Here is a 16,719-nt window from a genome sequence, read left to right on the forward strand (position 1 = left end):
TGAGGATGGTTCGAGATGAAAGAATTAAAAGTAACAGAGTTGTATAAAACATTTGGAGATAAAACATTATTTGATCGGATTTCTTTTCTGATTCATGAAAAAGATCGAATTGGGCTGATTGGAGTCAACGGCACGGGAAAATCTAGTTTATTGACGATTTTGGCGGGGAAAGACAGTGGTGATGGTGATGTTTCAGCAATTGAAAAAGCCAGTGATTATCGGATTGGTTATTTGGCGCAAGAACAAAATTTTTCTGCGGAGACATTGGTCCTAGATGCTGTTTTTCAAGGAAACAATCCGCTGATGCAGACAGTCCGCAATTATGAAAAAGCTTTACTGCAATTAGCGAATGAGAATAACGAACAGACGCAGCGTAGTTTTACGTTAGCTGAAGAAGCGATGAATAAGCAAGATGCATGGACTGCTGACAGCGAAGCAAAGGCAATTTTAAACAAGTTAGGGATTACTACATTAGACAAAAAAATCAGTGAACTTTCTGGTGGTCAGATTAAACGAGTGGCTTTGGCTCAAGTATTGATCGATGCTCCAGATTTATTGTTGCTGGATGAACCGACTAACCATTTGGATTATGATGCGATCCAATGGTTGGAGAATTATTTAAAGAATTATACAGGTTCACTTTTGATGGTGACTCATGATCGTTACTTCTTAGATCGAGTGACAAACCGTATTTTTGAACTTTCTTTTGGAAAACTATATGAATATCAAGGCAACTATGAAGTCTATCTCGTTGAAAAAGCGGAAAGAGATCGAATTGCTGTTGAACAAGAAGGTAAAAGAAAGCAGTTGTACAAGCAAGAATTGGCTTGGATGCGTGCAGGTGCAAAGGCACGTACAACGAAACAACAAGCACGGATCAATCGTTTTGAAGACTTGAAAGAAAATCTTCATCAAGTCAAAACTGATGAACAACTCGAAGTGAATATCGCGACGACACGCTTAGGGAAAAAAGTTTTAGAATTGAAAGAAGCGTCCTATACAGTTGCGGGCAAAATAATTTTAGATCATTTTGATCTGCTGATCCAAACGAAAGAACGTTTAGGGATCACCGGGAAAAACGGTGCCGGCAAGTCGACCTTATTGAATATATTGGCTGGGCGGCTCCCATTAGATAGTGGCGTCATTGAAGTCGGCGAAACGGTCCGCTTGGCATATTATACGCAACAAAATGAAGCACTAGATCCTAATAAACGGATGATCGCTTATTTACAAGAAGCAGCAGAAGAAGTCAAACAACGAGACGGCTCACAAATCAGTGTCGCAGAAATACTAGAACGATTCTTATTTCCTAGATTTATGCACGGAACACTAATCGGCAAATTATCCGGTGGTGAAAAAAGACGACTTTACTTATTGAAATTACTGATTCAACAACCAAATGTCTTGTTATTAGATGAACCGACCAATGATTTGGATATCGCGACGTTGACTGTTTTAGAAGATTACTTACAAGAGTTTTCTGGTGCCGTGATCACGGTTTCCCATGACCGCTATTTTTTAGACAAGACAGCAGAAAAATTACTGATTTTTGAAGGTGACGGTCAGATTGTTTCTTATTTTGGTTCAATCATCGATTACTTGGAGCAGCAAACGCCAGTAAAAGAAGAAAAGATTGTTAAAGCAAAAGCGCAGCCAAAAGAACGCAAGAAGAAATTTTCTTATAAAGAACAAAAAGAATGGGAAACAATCGAAGATGACATCGCTTTATTGGAAAGTAAAATCGCTGAGCTGACTGAAGAGATGAACCATCAAGGAAATGATTTTACAAAATTGCAAGATTTGCAAAAAGAAATTGATCAAGCAGAACAAGCATTGGAAGAAAAAATGCTTCGTTGGGAATATTTGAGTGAAATCATAGAAGAAAATTAAGCAGATATAAGCAGTTTATTAAGAATTGAGCTGTATGATAATAACGATTCAATTGTGTCTGCTAGTTGAAGATTAGGAGGAACTCTATGCTTATCGCAATTTGGGCACAGGATAAAAACGGTTTGATTGGCAAAAATAGTCGATTGCCATGGCATTTGCCTAATGATTTGCGTTTTTTTAAAGCAACGACGATCAACCATACATTAGTTATGGGAAGAAAGACGTTTGAAGGAATGGGCGGCCGTCCTTTACCGGATCGCCAGACGATTGTATTGACTCGGGATAAAAATTATCAAGCAACGAACGTTTTAGTCATGCACTCATTAGAAGAAGTGCTTGCCTATGACCAGGAAACGCAAGGAAAGACATTTATTGCTGGAGGTTCTGCGATCTATCGCGAATTTCTGCCTTATTGTAAAAAAATCTATCGAACCTATATTGAGGAAAGTTTTGAAGGAGATGCCTATTTTCCTGAGCTTGCTTGGGGTGAATGGCAGTTGATCGAACGAAAACAAGGACTAACGGATGAAAAAAATCCTTACCGTTATTATTTTGAAATATATACAAGAATTGACGCGTAGTGTTCTAATTTTTCAAGATTTATAAAGAAATAGTTCAACAATGATTTATTCCATCAGGTTTGATATACTAAAACTAATTTGATACTAGGTATGGAAAGAAGGATCAGAATGCCAAATGTTAAAATTGTAACCGACTCTTCTTGTACAATCGAAAAGTCTGTACGAGATGAATTAAATATTACCGTTATTCCATTATCAGTGATGATCGATGATGTGGTTTATCCTGACGATGATGAGTTAACGGGAGAACGTTTTATGGAGATGATGGCACAAGCCAAAAATCTGCCGAAGACGAGTCAACCACCGATCGGTTATTTCGCTGAACTTTATGATGAATTAGGAAAAGACGGCAGCCCAATCGTTTCGCTTCACATGTCGCATACATTGAGTGGTACCGCAGAAGCGGCACGCCAAGCAACATTTTTAAGCAGCAGCGATGTGACTGTCATCGATTGTGGGTTTATCGATCAATCGCAAGCTTTTCAAGTAATTGAAGCGGCGAAATTAGCACAATCAGGAGCATCCTTAGCTGAAGTTTTGGCAGGAATTAAACAAGTGAGAGACCACAGCAAATTATTTATCGGGATTTCTTCACTAGAAAATATTGCCAAAGGCGGCCGAATCAGCCGTGTAGCCGGAGTAATCTCAAGTGTATTGAATATGCGGGTTGTAATGGAGCTTGTCGACGGTGAATTAGTACCGATTACAAAAGGACGCGGCAAAAAAACCTTTAGTAAATGGTTTGCCGCATTTAAAGATGAATTGACCAAAGTCAATGTAAAACAAATTGGCATTTCTTACGCTGGTAAGTTGGATTTTATTGACGAGGCTAAACAAGCATTGCAGGAGTTGTTTCCTGATATGCATATTCCAGTTTTGCACACCAATCCGATTGTTGCTACACACACGGGACCTGGGGCTTTTGCGATCATGTATTACACAGATTAGTTGAACTTGCCTCTAGCGATAGAGGCACTTTTTTTATAAAGGAGCAGACGATGAATGAAACGATTTTCAATAGTAATAATTCCCTTAGCCGTCGCGATCGTTACGCTGCTGATTCTTTTTCTAACAATTCCTAAAGCGGAGTCGCGTATTCGGATCGTTCGTGACGACAGTCAAAATCAAAAGGAATCCGTTCATTTTGTTGCGGTAGGTGATTCATTGACCGAAGGAGTCGGGGATGAAACCGAACGAGGCGGCTATGTCCCGTTAGTCGCGGACGCTTTGCAACAAAAATACGAACTGGCTTCGGTTGAAAAAGATAACTATGGTGTTTCTGGTGAACGAAGTGATCAAATCTTAAAACGGATCAAAAAAGATTCGGATCTAAAAAATAGTTTGAAAAGTGCCGATTTTATTACGATGACGGTTGGCGGAAATGATCTTTTTCAAGCATTTCAAAAAAATCTGACTGCTAAAAAAGCCAAACAGTTTAATCGTTCAATCGAAAAGTATGGCAAACACGTCAGTGATATTTTGACTGAGATTCGTGAGTTGAATGCAGAGGCACCAATCTATGTTGTAGGTATCTATAATCCGTACTACTTGAATTTTCCGGATATCAAAGCGATGCAGACTGTGGTTGATAATTGGAACGAGAAAACACAGAGTCTGACAGCAGAAGCGTCCAATTGTTTCTTTGTTCCGGTCAATGACTTATTGTACAAAGGGATTGCCACTAAAGACAGTCAACAAACTGAAAACTCAAGCTCTAAAGTCAAAAATAATGTTTTGTATGATAAGGACAATTTTCATCCGAATAATTTAGGGTATCAATTGATGGCCAATGCGATTCAGGAGAAGATAGTAGCAACGAAAGACTTATGGTTGATAAAGGAGAGCAATTAATGAAAGAAACAAAGAAAAAAATCAATGGCTGGAAAATTGCTTTTCTTATTTTAATTGGGATCATCTTAGGTGGTGTTTTATTTTCAACAGTTCGAATCTTTACTGCGCGGGAAACAAATCTGCCGCCTAGCAGTGAAACAACTGTTCCTAAAGGTTCACCTGTTCTAACGATGAATACTAATAAGAAAAAATTAAATACGGTGATGGAATATTTTTTAAATGACTTGCAAAAGGATTCAGATGTTAAATATGAGTTCTATTTAGAAAATCAAGCCATGTTGAAAGGTGAATTCAAAATATTAGGTGCAAAAGTTGATTTTTATCTTTACTTTGATCCTTATGTTATGGATAATGGCAATGTTCAATTAAAAGCCCGCGACTTGTCGATCGGTACGTTGAATCTACCAGTGAGTCAAGTGATGGCGACGGTCAAACGCAGTTTTAAAGTCCCAAAATGGGTAGCAATTGACCCCAAAGATCAAACAATCGTTCTAAAATTGAATAAATTCAAATTAAATAATGGCATGTTTATCAAAGCTAATCATATCGATCTTGTTGGTGATGATATTCAATTCAGTTTGTATTTACCAAAAGAAAAAAAGTCGAATAATTGATCGAATCACTAGTAACCAGCGAGGTGAAGCTAATGCGAAGAAGTTTTTATCAGTATATCTTGACTCAGCGAGGACATAATTTTTATGATCCTGTCGAAGCATTCGCAGGAGCTGTCGCAAAAGATATCATGTTTCCGAAGTATTCAGAAGATTATCATGAAATTACGGATTATTTAGAATTGAGTGTCGATTATTTAAATTCGATGGACCTTTTTGATCAAGTTTGGGAGAGCTATCTAGAAAACAATAAATAATTATAAAGGAAAAGTCGTGGAAAGCTTTTCCTTTTTTTTCTAGCATGCTATCATGAAAAAAAGGGTGAAAGGAAAATGTGCCTTGCAGAAAAAAACATTACCAGTATCGATTTTTTTAATAGCAATTATATTTACTATTGTGATCACAGCAGTAGTCACTCACTTCATTGATCAGAAACAAACGATGGATCGTGATTCAGTTGTTAAAATTACACGAAATGATTTAGATGATGTCCAAGATTTGTATGATCTGATCAGTACAAATTATGTAGACAAAGTTGATAAGGAGCAGTTGATTCAAGGGGCTTTAAAAGGGATGACAGAATCATTAGAAGATCCAGAATCAGAATTTTTGACAGCAAAAGAAACGAAAGAATTAAACGCCAAAGTAGCTGGCAGTTTTGAAGGCATCGGTGCTAGTTTGCAGCTTGAAAATCGGTTGCCGGTAATCGATCGCGTACCGGTCAAAAACTCTCCCGCTGAAAAGGCAAAACTAAAAGCCGAAGATATCATTTTAGAAGTCGACGGTCAAAAAACTCAAGATAAATCATTAGATCAAGTAGCAAGTATGATCCGTGGAAAAAAAGGGACACAAGTCAAATTGTTGATCCAGCGCGGCAGTGAAAAGTTTGAAGTTTCGATCGAACGTGATATTGTCCCAGAAGATACAGTCAAAGGTGAGCTTGATTCAAAAAATAAATCAATCGGGTCTATCCAAATCGACAATTTCCGCGATACGACAGCGTTGGAATTTCGGACGATCGTTGAAAGTTTACGAAAAGAAGGCGCTACTTCCTTTGTGATCGATTTGCGTCAAAATTCAGGTGGATTGATGGCTGAAGCGGAACGTGTCGCTAGTTACTTTTTAGAAAATGGCGATACGATCGCACAATTTTCAAATAATAAGAAGGTCATATCCACAGATAAGGCCGGTAAAAAGATTGATCAAGGATTCAAGGTCAAAGAACCGACAGTCTTTTTAGTGGATCAAGAGAGTTCGTATGGCGCTGAATTATTAGCAGCTGCAGTCAAAAGCAAAAATTATCCGATTATTGGTGTGAATACTTTCGGTAAAGGTAGTGTCCAGAATCTTAGCCCAATCGGTAAAGATAATTATGTGCAGTTGACGATCATGCGTTGGTTCACACCAGACGGTTCATCGGTGGAAGGCAAAGGAGTTGCACCGACGATCGAAGCTGATTATCCTGAATATGCGAAACTTCCGCCTATTTCAAAACAGTCCAATTGGCGGATTGGGGACTCAGGTACTGCGGTTAAAAATATCAACACGATATTAAAAGCATTGGGCTATTCGACAGAAGGCGATCTATTCAATGATGCAACCAAAGATGCCGTAGTTAAAATCCAAATGGAAAATAATTTATCGGCGACTGGTGCACTAGATAATAAAACAATCGATGTTTTACAAGAAGAGCTATTTAAATTGGTCAAAACCAATGACGTTGCTTACGCCAAAGCTATTGAAACACTGACTGAACAATAGCACATTTATTATTTTTGATTGCAAGGAGGGAAGTCAGTGAAAAAAATACTAACTAAGGGTCATTTGTGGCTAGGTATCAAATATTTATTGATTTCTCTCTTTGTCGGTGTTGTGATTCGTGGGTTTCTATTGATTCCCGTCCCTGTGACTGGTAATTCGATGGATCAAAATTTGAAGCAAGGCGATATGGTTTTGATGGAAAAATTTAGTAAAATCAAACGTTTTGATGTAATTGTCTTCCAACAGCCGGATGGAATGATCTATATCAAACGAGTAATTGGACTTCCGGGCGATCAGATACGCTACGATAAAGACCAGCTTTACATCAATGGCAAAAAACTATCAGAGTCTTTTCTAACCAATAATCGAAGCAGCGACCATCAAGTTTCACCATATACTACAGACTTTCAGCTCACCGAATTGATTGGTAAAAAACAACTACCTAATAATGAGTATTTTGTTTTAGGGGATAACCGGCGGATCTCAAAGGACAGTCGCTCGTTTGGGACAGTCCAAAGTAAAGATATCTTGGGCAAGGCGCAAGTCGTCTATTACCCATTGACCCATATCAAAATAATTTCCTAAAAAGATGGAGAATTCCATCTTTTTTAGTTCGCTGAAACTTATTTTTATGAGATTCAGTAAAATCTATAATAGAAGTTAGCTGCAAAATACAAATGCTAAAAAAGCTCTAGCAGAAAATCACAAAAATAAACTAGTTGTGATACAATAGCGGATGGAAATAAACGACGATATCTATTCAAAAAATGTAGCTTCATTAAAAAAATTATTACCTTTCAAGGAGGAATTCACTCATGTCTATTCAATGGTTTCCTGGTCATATGGCGAAAGCGAGGCGGGAAGTTTCTGAAAAATTAAAGTTTGTTGATATTGTGTTTGAATTGATTGATGCCAGATTGCCGTTGTCCTCGCGCAACCCGATGTTGGATCAGATCGTACAGCAAAAACCCCGCTTGATTTTATTAAATAAAGCAGATTTGGCTGATCCTAATCAAACCAATCTTTGGGTCAATTATTTTCGAGATCAAGGACATCATGTTCTTGCCTTAACGGCTAAAAGCGATAAAAGTGTCAAGCAGATCGTACCTGCCAGCAGAAAAGTATTAGCAGAAAAAATTGCGCGGGATAGTGAGCGCGGATTAAAACCGCGGGCAATCCGGGCGATGGTTTTAGGAATTCCTAACGTAGGCAAATCTACTTTGCTGAATCATTTAGCCGGCAAAAAAGTCGCCAGCACTGGAAACCGTCCAGGAGTTACAAAAGGACAGCAATGGCTGCGGTTTGGCTCACAATTAGAATTATTGGATACTCCAGGAATTTTGTGGCCTAAATTTGAAGATCCAACGATCGGTAAAAAATTGGCGTTGACCGGAGCAATCAAAGATGATCTATTGCATTTAGATGATCTCGCATTGTATGAATTAGAAATATTTTGCCGGTTTTATCCGGAACAATTAAAAGAACGCTACAAATTGACAGAGGATGATTTATTCAAGGAACTGCCTGAATTATTGATGCTAATCGCTGAAAAACGAGGCTTCAGAGATGATTATGATCGTGCAAGTGAAATGCTGATTCTTGAGTTGCGCCAAGGAAAACTAGGGCGTTATACGTTGGACCGTTTTGAGGAGCTGAGCGAATAATGACAAAAGTATCTATCGCTGAGGTAAAAGCCGAATTAAAAACGATCGTTTCAGAAGCAGATCCACGGTTGCTCGAATTTCAACAAGATCTACGAAAAGGTGTCCAGCTAGCTGTAGCGCAATGGCAAAAGCAGCGTGTTAAACAAATTGCATTGGCAGAAAAATATCAACAGATGTCTGTTTTTGAACATGAGAAGACTGCGCAAGGATTTCAAGCGATTTGCGGAATCGATGAAGTTGGCCGCGGACCGCTAGCCGGACCAGTTGTGGCTGCGGCTGTGATCTTAAATGATACGCATGAGATCTTAGGCCTAAATGATTCCAAACAACTTTCTGCTCACAAACGTGAAGAGCTGGTAGCACAGATCCGTGAAAATGCACGGGCAATCGGAATCGGCGAAGCGACTGCCGAAGAGATCGATCGATTAAATATTTATCAAGCGACTAAAGTTGCTATGCAGCGAGCTATTGATCAGTTAACGATTGCGCCCGATTGCTTATTGATCGATGCAATGGTTTTAGATAATGGTCTGCCACAAGAAAAAATTATCAAAGGCGATGCTCGATCGGTATCTATTGCCGCGGCAAGTATCGTTGCGAAAGTTTATCGGGATAAATGGATGGCTGAGTATGGTGAACAATATCCAGCTTATGGTTTTGAAAAAAATGCTGGTTATGGGACGAAAGAACACCTAAAAGCAATCGAAATCCAAGGCATTTTACCGATTCATCGCAAGACTTTCGCACCAATCAAAAATAAATAAAAATAAAATCCTTCTTTTCGTTGTATCTTTTGATAAAGAGCTGAAAAGAGGGATTTTTTTGAAAAATGAATTTCTTTTACGTCTAAGTTTGTTAAAAGGTGTCGGTACTTTTGGCAAACAACGGATTTACCAATTTGCAAAAAAGCATCAAAGATGGCAGTTTGATAGTTTTGAAATTCGATTATTGGCACAGACAACTAAGCCCAATGATTGGAATGAATGGACTGCGGATCGATTGTATGAAATAAAAAAGAATCATCGCTATCTAACGATTGAAGACAAGGAATATCCCGAAAGTCTACGCCATGTTCCGACACCGCCATTAGTGCTATTTTATAAAGGAGATCTGACTTTGTTAAACCAGGAACATTTAGCAATCGTCGGTGCACGAGAAGCAACTGATTATGGGTATCATGTTATTCAAAAATTGATGCCGGAGCTTGTCAAACGTGGATTTGTCATCGTCAGCGGATTGGCTAAGGGCATTGATAGTTTTGCGCACCAATTTGCTATCAGTAATCAAGGAAAAACGATCGGTGTAGTTGGAACTGGGTTAGATATTTGTTATCCTAAAGCAAGCGGCAATTTACAAATCGAAATGAGTCGTCAGCACTTAGTCTTGAGTGAATACCCAAACGGGACCTCTCCGGCAAAATTCCATTTTCCGATGCGCAATCGAATCATTGCGGGTTTAAGTAGCGGCGTCTTAGTAATAGAGGCAAAGAAACGCAGCGGCTCTTTAATCACCGCGCAACAAGCGTTAGACTATGGCAAAGATGTTTTTGCCGTTCCAGGATCGATCTTAAACGAACGCTCTAGCGGCTGTCATCAGCTGATTCAAGACGGTGCGATTTGTGTAGAAAAACCGCAAGATATTTTAGATTCCTACGATTTATGGAATAAAATTCACTAGACCTGACTTGACAAACAAAAATTGAATAGCGTATTATAGGCTACGATTTGTCAGTAGTTATCGATATATAATAGTAGAAAAAATTGAGGAGGCAAAAATATTTGGCCTATAAATACTTAGTTATCGTGGAATCTCCCGCTAAAGCAAAGACCATTGAAAAATATTTAGGAAGAAATTATAAAGTGGTCGCAAGTGTCGGACATGTCCGTGATTTACCCAAAAGTAAAATGGGGATCGATGTAGAAAATAATTATGAACCCCATTATATTTCCATTCGCGGTAAAGGCGATGTTATCAAAAGTTTAAAACAAGCGGCAAAAAAAGCCCAAAAAGTTTATCTCGCAAGTGACCCGGATAGAGAAGGGGAAGCCATTGCTTGGCACCTCGCTTATTTATTAGGATTAGATTTAAAAGATAAGAACCGCGTAGTCTTTAATGAAATCACTAAAGATGCTGTAAAAGCTGCTTTTAAAGAGCCTCGTTCTATCGATGTCTCACTAGTGGACGCACAACAAGCACGGCGCGCACTGGATCGTTTGGTAGGGTATTCTATTTCACCGATCTTATGGAAAAAAATAAAAAAAGGCTTAAGTGCTGGTCGTGTGCAGTCGATCGCTTTAAAAATAATCATCGACCGCGAACAAGCAATTCGTGATTTTGTGCCAGAAGAATACTGGAGTATCGATGGAAACTTTAAGAAAAAAACCAAAAAATTCAAAGCTAATTTTTGGGGTGTTGATGGTAAGAAGAAAAAATTACCTAATGCAGAAGCTGTAAAAGAGATAACTTCAAGAATTGACGGCAAAGATTATGAAGTGACTAAGGTAGAGAAAAAAGAACGGAAACGAAATCCAGCATTGCCCTTTACAACAAGTAATTTGCAACAAGAGTCCGCACGCAAATTGAACTTCCGAACACGCAAGACCATGATGGTCGCTCAACAGCTATATGAAGGAATCGCTCTTGGAAAACAAGGAACGGTCGGACTGATCACCTATATGCGGACTGATTCGACTCGTATCTCTGATACGGCGAAGACTGAAGCAGCTGAGTTTATCGAAAAAACTTATGGGAAAGAATATTCGCAGCATCATGCACGCAAGGTGAAAAATCCGCAAGGCTCACAAGATGCCCATGAAGCGATTCGTCCAACGAGTGTTCAACGAACTCCTGATGAGATGAAACAATATTTAGATAAAGATCAATTGAAACTCTATACATTGATTTGGTCGCGATTTGTTGCTAGTCAAATGACAGCAGCGATTCTTGATACGATGAAAGTAACGCTTGAACAAAATGGTGTGATTTTTATTGCCAACGGTTCAAAGATCAAATTTAAAGGATTCATGCAAGTCTATATTGAGGGACGCGACGATGGTAAAGAAGATAAAGAAAATATTTTGCCAGAGCTTGAAAAAGGTGATCTTGTCCAATCCGTCGATATCGAACCAAAACAACATTTCACACAACCGCCGGCACGTTTCAGCGAAGCAACTTTGATCAAAACGTTGGAAGAAAATGGTGTGGGCCGTCCGTCAACTTATGCGCCAACTTTAGATACGATCCAACGGCGCTATTATGTGAAATTAACACAAAGACGCTTTGAGCCAACAGAACTTGGTGAAATCGTAAATACGTTAATTGTGGACTTTTTCCCGCAGATTGTTGACGTCAACTTTACCGCGGAAATGGAAAATGATTTGGACAAAGTCGAAGACGGCAAAGAAGAATGGACCAAAGTGGTCGATCGTTTCTATAAACCATTTGCGGTCGAATTAGAAAAAGCCGAAGAAGGAATCGAAAAGATCCAGATCAAAGATGAACCGGCTGGTTTTGATTGCGATGTTTGTGGTCATCCAATGGTTATTAAATTAGGTCGTTATGGTAAATTCTATGCATGCAGTAATTTTCCTGATTGCCGCAATACGAAACCAATCATCAAAGAGATCGGTGTGGAATGTCCAGTTTGTCATGAAGGACAAGTAGTTGAACGGAAATCGAAAAAGAATCGTTTGTTTTATGGCTGTTCACGTTATCCAGATTGTGACTTTACATCTTGGGATAAACCAGTTGGTCGGAAATGTCCAAAATGTGATGGCTATTTAGTTGAGAAAAAAGTCAAAGGCGGCAAACAAGTTGTTTGTGTCAATGGCGATTATGAAGAAGCAGTACAAAAATAATTTCCATAAGTGAGGGAATCAATGGTAAAAACAGTCAATGTTATCGGGGCAGGACTTGCCGGAAGCGAAGCTGCGTGGCAGTTAGCAGAAGCCGGTGTTCCTGTGAAGTTATACGAGATGCGCCCAGTTAAGTCGACACCGGCGCATCACACTGCAAATTTTGCAGAACTTGTTTGCAGCAATTCGCTGCGTGGCAATGGATTAACAAATGCGGTGGGTGTTTTGAAAGAGGAGATGCGCCGCTTGAATTCGGTTGTGATTGCTTCCGCAGATGAGACCGCAGTGCCTGCTGGCGGCGCCCTCGCTGTCGATCGAACGAATTTTTCTGCACTTGTTACGGAAAAAGTTAAAAACCATCCGATGGTAACGGTCATCTCTGAAGAAGTTACAAAAATTCCTGATGGGATCACAATTATTGCAACCGGTCCTTTGACTTCTGAAGCGTTGGCCGAAGAAATCGCGGCTCATAATGGATCTGCTGGGTTTTATTTCTATGATGCGGCGGCACCAATCATTGATGAATCGACGATCGATTACGACAAAGTCTATTTGAAATCTCGCTATGACAAGGGCGAAGCAGCTTACTTGAACTGTCCAATGACAGAAGAAGAATTCATGCGTTTTTATAATGCATTGATCGAAGCTGAAGTCGCACCGCAAAAAGAATTTGAAAAAGAAAAATTTTTCGAAGGTTGCATGCCGATTGAAGTTATGGCAAAACGTGGAGTCAAAACGATGCTGTTTGGTCCGATGAAACCTGTCGGATTGGAAGATCCGAAGACTGGCAAGCGTCCTTATGCCGTGATTCAATTGCGCCAAGACAATGCCGCGGCTTCAATGTATAATATCGTCGGATTTCAAACCCATTTGAAGTGGGGCGAACAAAAACGCGTCTTTCAAATGATTCCAGGTTTAGAAAATGCCGAATTTTTACGGTATGGTGTGATGCATCGCAATAGTTTCATGAATTCGCCAGAACTTTTACAACCAACCTATCAAAGTAAAAAACGTGAGGATTTATTCTTTGCAGGTCAAATGACGGGTGTTGAAGGTTATGTAGAAAGTGCAGGCAGTGGACTAGTGGCTGGTTTGAATGCTGCTAGACTTGCAAAAGATGAAGCGTTGATCGAATTTCCTCGTGAGACTGCGATTGGGTCGATGGCTTATTATATTACTCATGCTGAGGGCAAACATTTTCAACCAATGAATGCGAACTTTGGGTTATTTCCTAGTCTGCCGGAACGGATCCGTGACAAAAAATTACGTTACGAAACATTGGCTGAACGTGCACTGAGTGCTCTAGCTGAAATGACTATTTAAAAAATCTTTGCTGCTTTAGCAGCGAAGATTTTTTTCTTTACATAAATAGAACGTATTCATGTCTATTTTCAGTAGTAATTATGAAATATCTATAAATAATTGTTAGTATATTCGTGAAAAATCAATAGATTCTGACAATTCAATTGTAATTAAAAAGCTCTTATGCTACATTTGTGATATGTTTGCGAGGTGAGAAAAAGTTTGGAAAATGAAGCAATAATGCAAGAGTTTGTGAGTTATTTAATGACCGAACGCGGCTACTCAGAAAAAACAAAAGAGGCCTATCAACGGGACTTGAATGACTTTTGCGATTTTTTAAAAAATTCAGGGGAAGCTTCATTATTGCCGGTGAGTCATTTAGATGTTCGGGTGTATTTAGCATTTTTGAATGATCAAAAATATAGTCGCAATACGATCAGTCGAAAGATTGCTAGTTTACGATCTTTTTATCAATATCTCTTGAAACATGAAAAAATCACAGAGAATCCTTTTTCGTATGTGCATCTCAAGAAAAGGCAAGCTCGCCTACCGCGTTTTTTCTATGAAAAAGAAATCGAGGTATTGTTTGCAAGCGTCGAAGGGACAAAGCCGCTGGATCAGCGCAATCGTGCGCTGTTGGAAGTCTTATACGGTTCTGGGCTTCGGGTCAGTGAATGCGCTAACCTTAATTTATCAGTGATCGATTTTGACAACAGCGTCATGTTGATCCATGGAAAAGGAAATAAAGATCGTTATGTACCGCTGGGTTCTTACGCAGCTGATGCAATCCAAGTATTTGTCCAAGAGGGTCGAAAACAGATCATGGATCGTTTTGGTAAAGAGCATGATCATTTGTTTATCAATCATCGTGGCGATCAAATCACCCCGACAGGAATCGAATATGTCCTCAATCAGATCATAAAAAAGAGCAGTTTAAACAGCGATATCCATCCACATATGCTCCGACACACGTTTGCTACTCATTTGCTGAACAATGGGGCGGATTTACGGACAGTCCAGGAATTATTGGGACATGCTAATTTATCAACGACACAAATCTATACCCATGTCACAAAAGAGAGTTTACAAAAAAGTTATCGCTCGTTTCATCCACGAGCTTAGAAAAATAGAGAAAAAAACTCTGCTCGTTTTAGATTAATGCGTGCAGAAGTATCGGAAATAAGGAGAGAATAAAATGTCTGAATCACAATTTCATTCAACTACTATCTGTGCGATTGAAAAAGATGGAAAGTTTGCCATGGCCGGCGATGGTCAAGTTACTATGGGAGAGCAAGTAATCATGAAAGGGACTGCGCGTAAGGTACGCAGAATTTATAATGGCAAAGTTGTTGTAGGTTTTGCTGGAAGTGTAGCCGATGCGTTTACGCTAGAAGAAAAATTTGAAGGCAAATTAAACGAATACAATGGCAATCTACAACGTGCGGCAGTTGAATTAGCTCAAGAATGGCGTACACAACAAGCAATGAAAAATTTAGAAGCCTTACTGATCGTTATGAACGATCAAGAGATGTTGTTAGTTTCTGGTAATGGCGAAGTTATCGCTCCTGACGATGGGATCTTAGCGATTGGTTCAGGTGGAAACTACGCTTTAGCAGCAGCACGAGCAATGAAGAAACATAATTCTGAGATGAGTGCAAAAGATATTGCTGAAAGCGCGCTGAATATCGCTGCAGATATTTGTGTCTTCACTAATCATAATATTATTGTAGAAGAAATGTAGCTTAGAACACGGCTGAAATCAGCCTTTTTTCTAAAAAAACTAGCAGAATACGAGCAAGGAGAATCAAAATGACAGAAGTTAATAAAACACCAAAAGAAATCGTCAATGAATTGGATCAATATATCATTGGACAAAATGATGCAAAACGTTCTGTAGCGATCGCGTTACGTAATCGGTATCGCCGGATGCAATTAGAAGAAACGATGCAACAAGAAGTCACACCTAAAAATATTTTGATGATTGGACCAACGGGTGTCGGTAAAACTGAGATCGCTCGCCGCTTGGCACGAATCGTCAATGCTCCGTTTGTTAAAGTTGAAGCGACAAAATTTACAGAGGTCGGTTATGTTGGACGCGATGTGGAGTCTATGGTTCGTGATCTAGTTGAGCATGCAATCACGATCGTTGAAAAAGAGGAATATTCAAAAGTGTATGCTCAAGCTTTGAAGCGAGCAAATAAACAGTTAGTGAAAATTTTAGTTCCAGGGATTAAAAAAGAACAAAAGCAAAGCGGCAATCCGTATGAACAAATGATGAACATCTTCAACCAAGCACAAACTGAACCAAAAGAAGAGCTCACAGAAGCAATTAAAGTCAATCGTCAAACAGTCCTTGAACAATTAGAAAAAGGATTATTAGACCAACGAGAAGTGACAATCGAAATAACTGAACCGAAAAAATCAATGCCGATGAATAATGGCTTAGAACAGATGGGGATCGATTTATCAGATACACTCGGCGCTTTGACCCCTGAGAAAAAGAGCAAGCGAACAGTGACTGTTAAAAAAGCCCAAGAGCTTTTAGTAAAGGAAGAACAGGCACAGTTAGTCAATGAAGGCGATATTTCTACTGCAGCGATTAAATTAGCAGAAAGTTCTGGGATCATTTTTATCGATGAAATCGATAAAATTACGTCAAAATCACAACAAAATTCGGGTGAAGTATCGCGTGAAGGTGTTCAGAGAGATATCTTACCAATCGTGGAAGGTTCGCAAGTAAACACTAAATATGGAGCAATTCAAACGGATCACATTTTATTTATTGCTAGCGGTGCCTTCAGTTTATCAAAACCAAGTGATTTGATTCCTGAGTTGCAAGGTCGTTTTCCAATTCGAGTTGAATTGAATGATCTTTCAGCAGAAGACTTTGTTAGAATCTTAACTGAACCGAATAACTCATTGATCAAACAATATGTTGCGCTAGTAGGAACTGAAAATGTCAAAATTATTTTTACTCAAGAAGCGATTGAACGAATCGCTCAGATCGCCTTTGATGTGAACCGGGAAACAGATAACATCGGGGCGCGTCGTTTGCACACGATTTTAGAAAAATTATTGGAAGATCTATTATTCGAAGCGCCTGATATGCAAATGGGTGAGATCAAGATCACTGAAGCATATGTAGATGAAAAATTGGCATCGATTGCTCAAAATAAAGATTTGAGTCGCTTTATTCTTTAAAATA

16 protein-coding genes are annotated in these 16,719 nt (G+C 39.1%); all 16 read left to right on the plus strand.

Translation table 11 applies throughout. The features are described from left to right. The first annotated feature begins 15 nt into the window (after window positions 1–15). The 16 genes from FFM68_RS04810 (at window position 16) to hslU (ending at window position 16,715) form a co-directional block, all read left to right on the plus strand. Complete coding sequence (locus FFM68_RS04810) at window positions 16–1,890, plus strand: ABC-F family ATP-binding cassette domain-containing protein (RefSeq protein WP_137618299.1); 1,875 nt, start codon at window positions 16–18, stop codon at window positions 1,888–1,890. A gap of 86 nt (window positions 1,891–1,976) precedes the next feature. After that, window positions 1,977–2,471 carry a dihydrofolate reductase gene (locus tag FFM68_RS04815; protein WP_137618300.1) on the plus strand — a complete coding sequence of 165 codons (495 nt, stop codon included), beginning with the start codon at window positions 1,977–1,979 and terminating at the stop codon, window positions 2,469–2,471. A gap of 108 nt (window positions 2,472–2,579) precedes the next feature. Next, the gene (locus tag FFM68_RS04820) at window positions 2,580–3,419 is read left to right on the plus strand and encodes a DegV family protein (protein WP_137618301.1); all 840 of its coding nucleotides are present in this window, start codon (window positions 2,580–2,582) and stop codon (window positions 3,417–3,419) included. A 54-nt stretch (window positions 3,420–3,473) separates the two neighbouring features. Then, window positions 3,474–4,322, plus strand: a complete 849-nt coding sequence (locus tag FFM68_RS04825; protein WP_137618302.1) for an SGNH/GDSL hydrolase family protein — start codon at window positions 3,474–3,476, stop codon at window positions 4,320–4,322. Beyond that, a complete protein-coding gene (locus FFM68_RS04830; protein ID WP_137618303.1) occupies window positions 4,322–4,936 on the plus strand; it encodes a YpmS family protein in 615 nt (204 codons plus the stop codon). The genes FFM68_RS04825 and FFM68_RS04830 overlap by 1 nt, the downstream gene beginning before the upstream one ends. A gap of 32 nt (window positions 4,937–4,968) precedes the next feature. Beyond that, window positions 4,969–5,190 carry a YozE family protein gene (locus FFM68_RS04835; RefSeq protein WP_137618304.1) on the plus strand — a complete coding sequence of 74 codons (222 nt, stop codon included), beginning with the start codon at window positions 4,969–4,971 and terminating at the stop codon, window positions 5,188–5,190. Between the two features lie 82 nt (window positions 5,191–5,272). Continuing rightward, entirely contained in the window at window positions 5,273–6,694 is a 1,422-nt protein-coding gene (locus tag FFM68_RS04840; RefSeq protein WP_137618484.1) for a S41 family peptidase, read from the plus strand. A 36-nt stretch (window positions 6,695–6,730) separates the two neighbouring features. Next, window positions 6,731–7,279: a signal peptidase I gene (lepB, locus tag FFM68_RS04845; RefSeq protein ID WP_137618305.1), complete on the plus strand. Its 549-nt coding sequence runs from the start codon at window positions 6,731–6,733 to the stop codon at window positions 7,277–7,279. A gap of 230 nt (window positions 7,280–7,509) precedes the next feature. After that, window positions 7,510–8,358 carry a ribosome biogenesis GTPase YlqF gene (ylqF, locus tag FFM68_RS04850; RefSeq protein WP_137618306.1) on the plus strand — a complete coding sequence of 283 codons (849 nt, stop codon included), beginning with the start codon at window positions 7,510–7,512 and terminating at the stop codon, window positions 8,356–8,358. Then, window positions 8,358–9,122, plus strand: a complete 765-nt coding sequence (rnhB, locus tag FFM68_RS04855; protein WP_137618307.1) for a ribonuclease HII — start codon at window positions 8,358–8,360, stop codon at window positions 9,120–9,122. The genes ylqF and rnhB overlap by 1 nt, the downstream gene beginning before the upstream one ends. A 58-nt stretch (window positions 9,123–9,180) precedes the next feature. Beyond that, a complete protein-coding gene (gene dprA, locus FFM68_RS04860) occupies window positions 9,181–10,035 on the plus strand; it encodes a DNA-processing protein DprA (protein ID WP_137618308.1) in 855 nt (284 codons plus the stop codon). Between the two features lie 101 nt (window positions 10,036–10,136). Further along, window positions 10,137–12,215 carry a type I DNA topoisomerase gene (gene topA, locus FFM68_RS04865; RefSeq protein WP_137618309.1) on the plus strand — a complete coding sequence of 693 codons (2,079 nt, stop codon included), beginning with the start codon at window positions 10,137–10,139 and terminating at the stop codon, window positions 12,213–12,215. Window positions 12,216–12,236: 21 nt separating this feature from the next. Continuing rightward, on the plus strand, window positions 12,237–13,535 hold the full coding sequence (trmFO, locus tag FFM68_RS04870; RefSeq protein WP_137618310.1) for an FADH(2)-oxidizing methylenetetrahydrofolate--tRNA-(uracil(54)-C(5))-methyltransferase TrmFO: 1,299 nt from the start codon (window positions 12,237–12,239) through the stop codon (window positions 13,533–13,535). Between the two features lie 219 nt (window positions 13,536–13,754). Further along, window positions 13,755–14,636 (plus strand): tyrosine recombinase XerC, encoded by an 882-nt coding sequence (gene xerC, locus FFM68_RS04875; protein WP_167483459.1) that lies wholly within the window; start codon window positions 13,755–13,757, stop codon window positions 14,634–14,636. A 73-nt stretch (window positions 14,637–14,709) separates the two neighbouring features. Then, the gene (gene hslV / locus FFM68_RS04880; RefSeq protein ID WP_137618312.1) at window positions 14,710–15,255 is read left to right on the plus strand and encodes an ATP-dependent protease subunit HslV; all 546 of its coding nucleotides are present in this window, start codon (window positions 14,710–14,712) and stop codon (window positions 15,253–15,255) included. Between the two features lie 68 nt (window positions 15,256–15,323). Then, entirely contained in the window at window positions 15,324–16,715 is a 1,392-nt protein-coding gene (gene hslU / locus FFM68_RS04885) for an ATP-dependent protease ATPase subunit HslU (RefSeq protein ID WP_137618313.1), read from the plus strand. Window positions 16,716–16,719 lie beyond the last annotated feature (4 nt).

This window comes from Enterococcus xiangfangensis (assembly GCF_005405365.1).
Classification (GTDB): domain Bacteria; phylum Bacillota; class Bacilli; order Lactobacillales; family Enterococcaceae; genus Enterococcus_A; species Enterococcus_A xiangfangensis.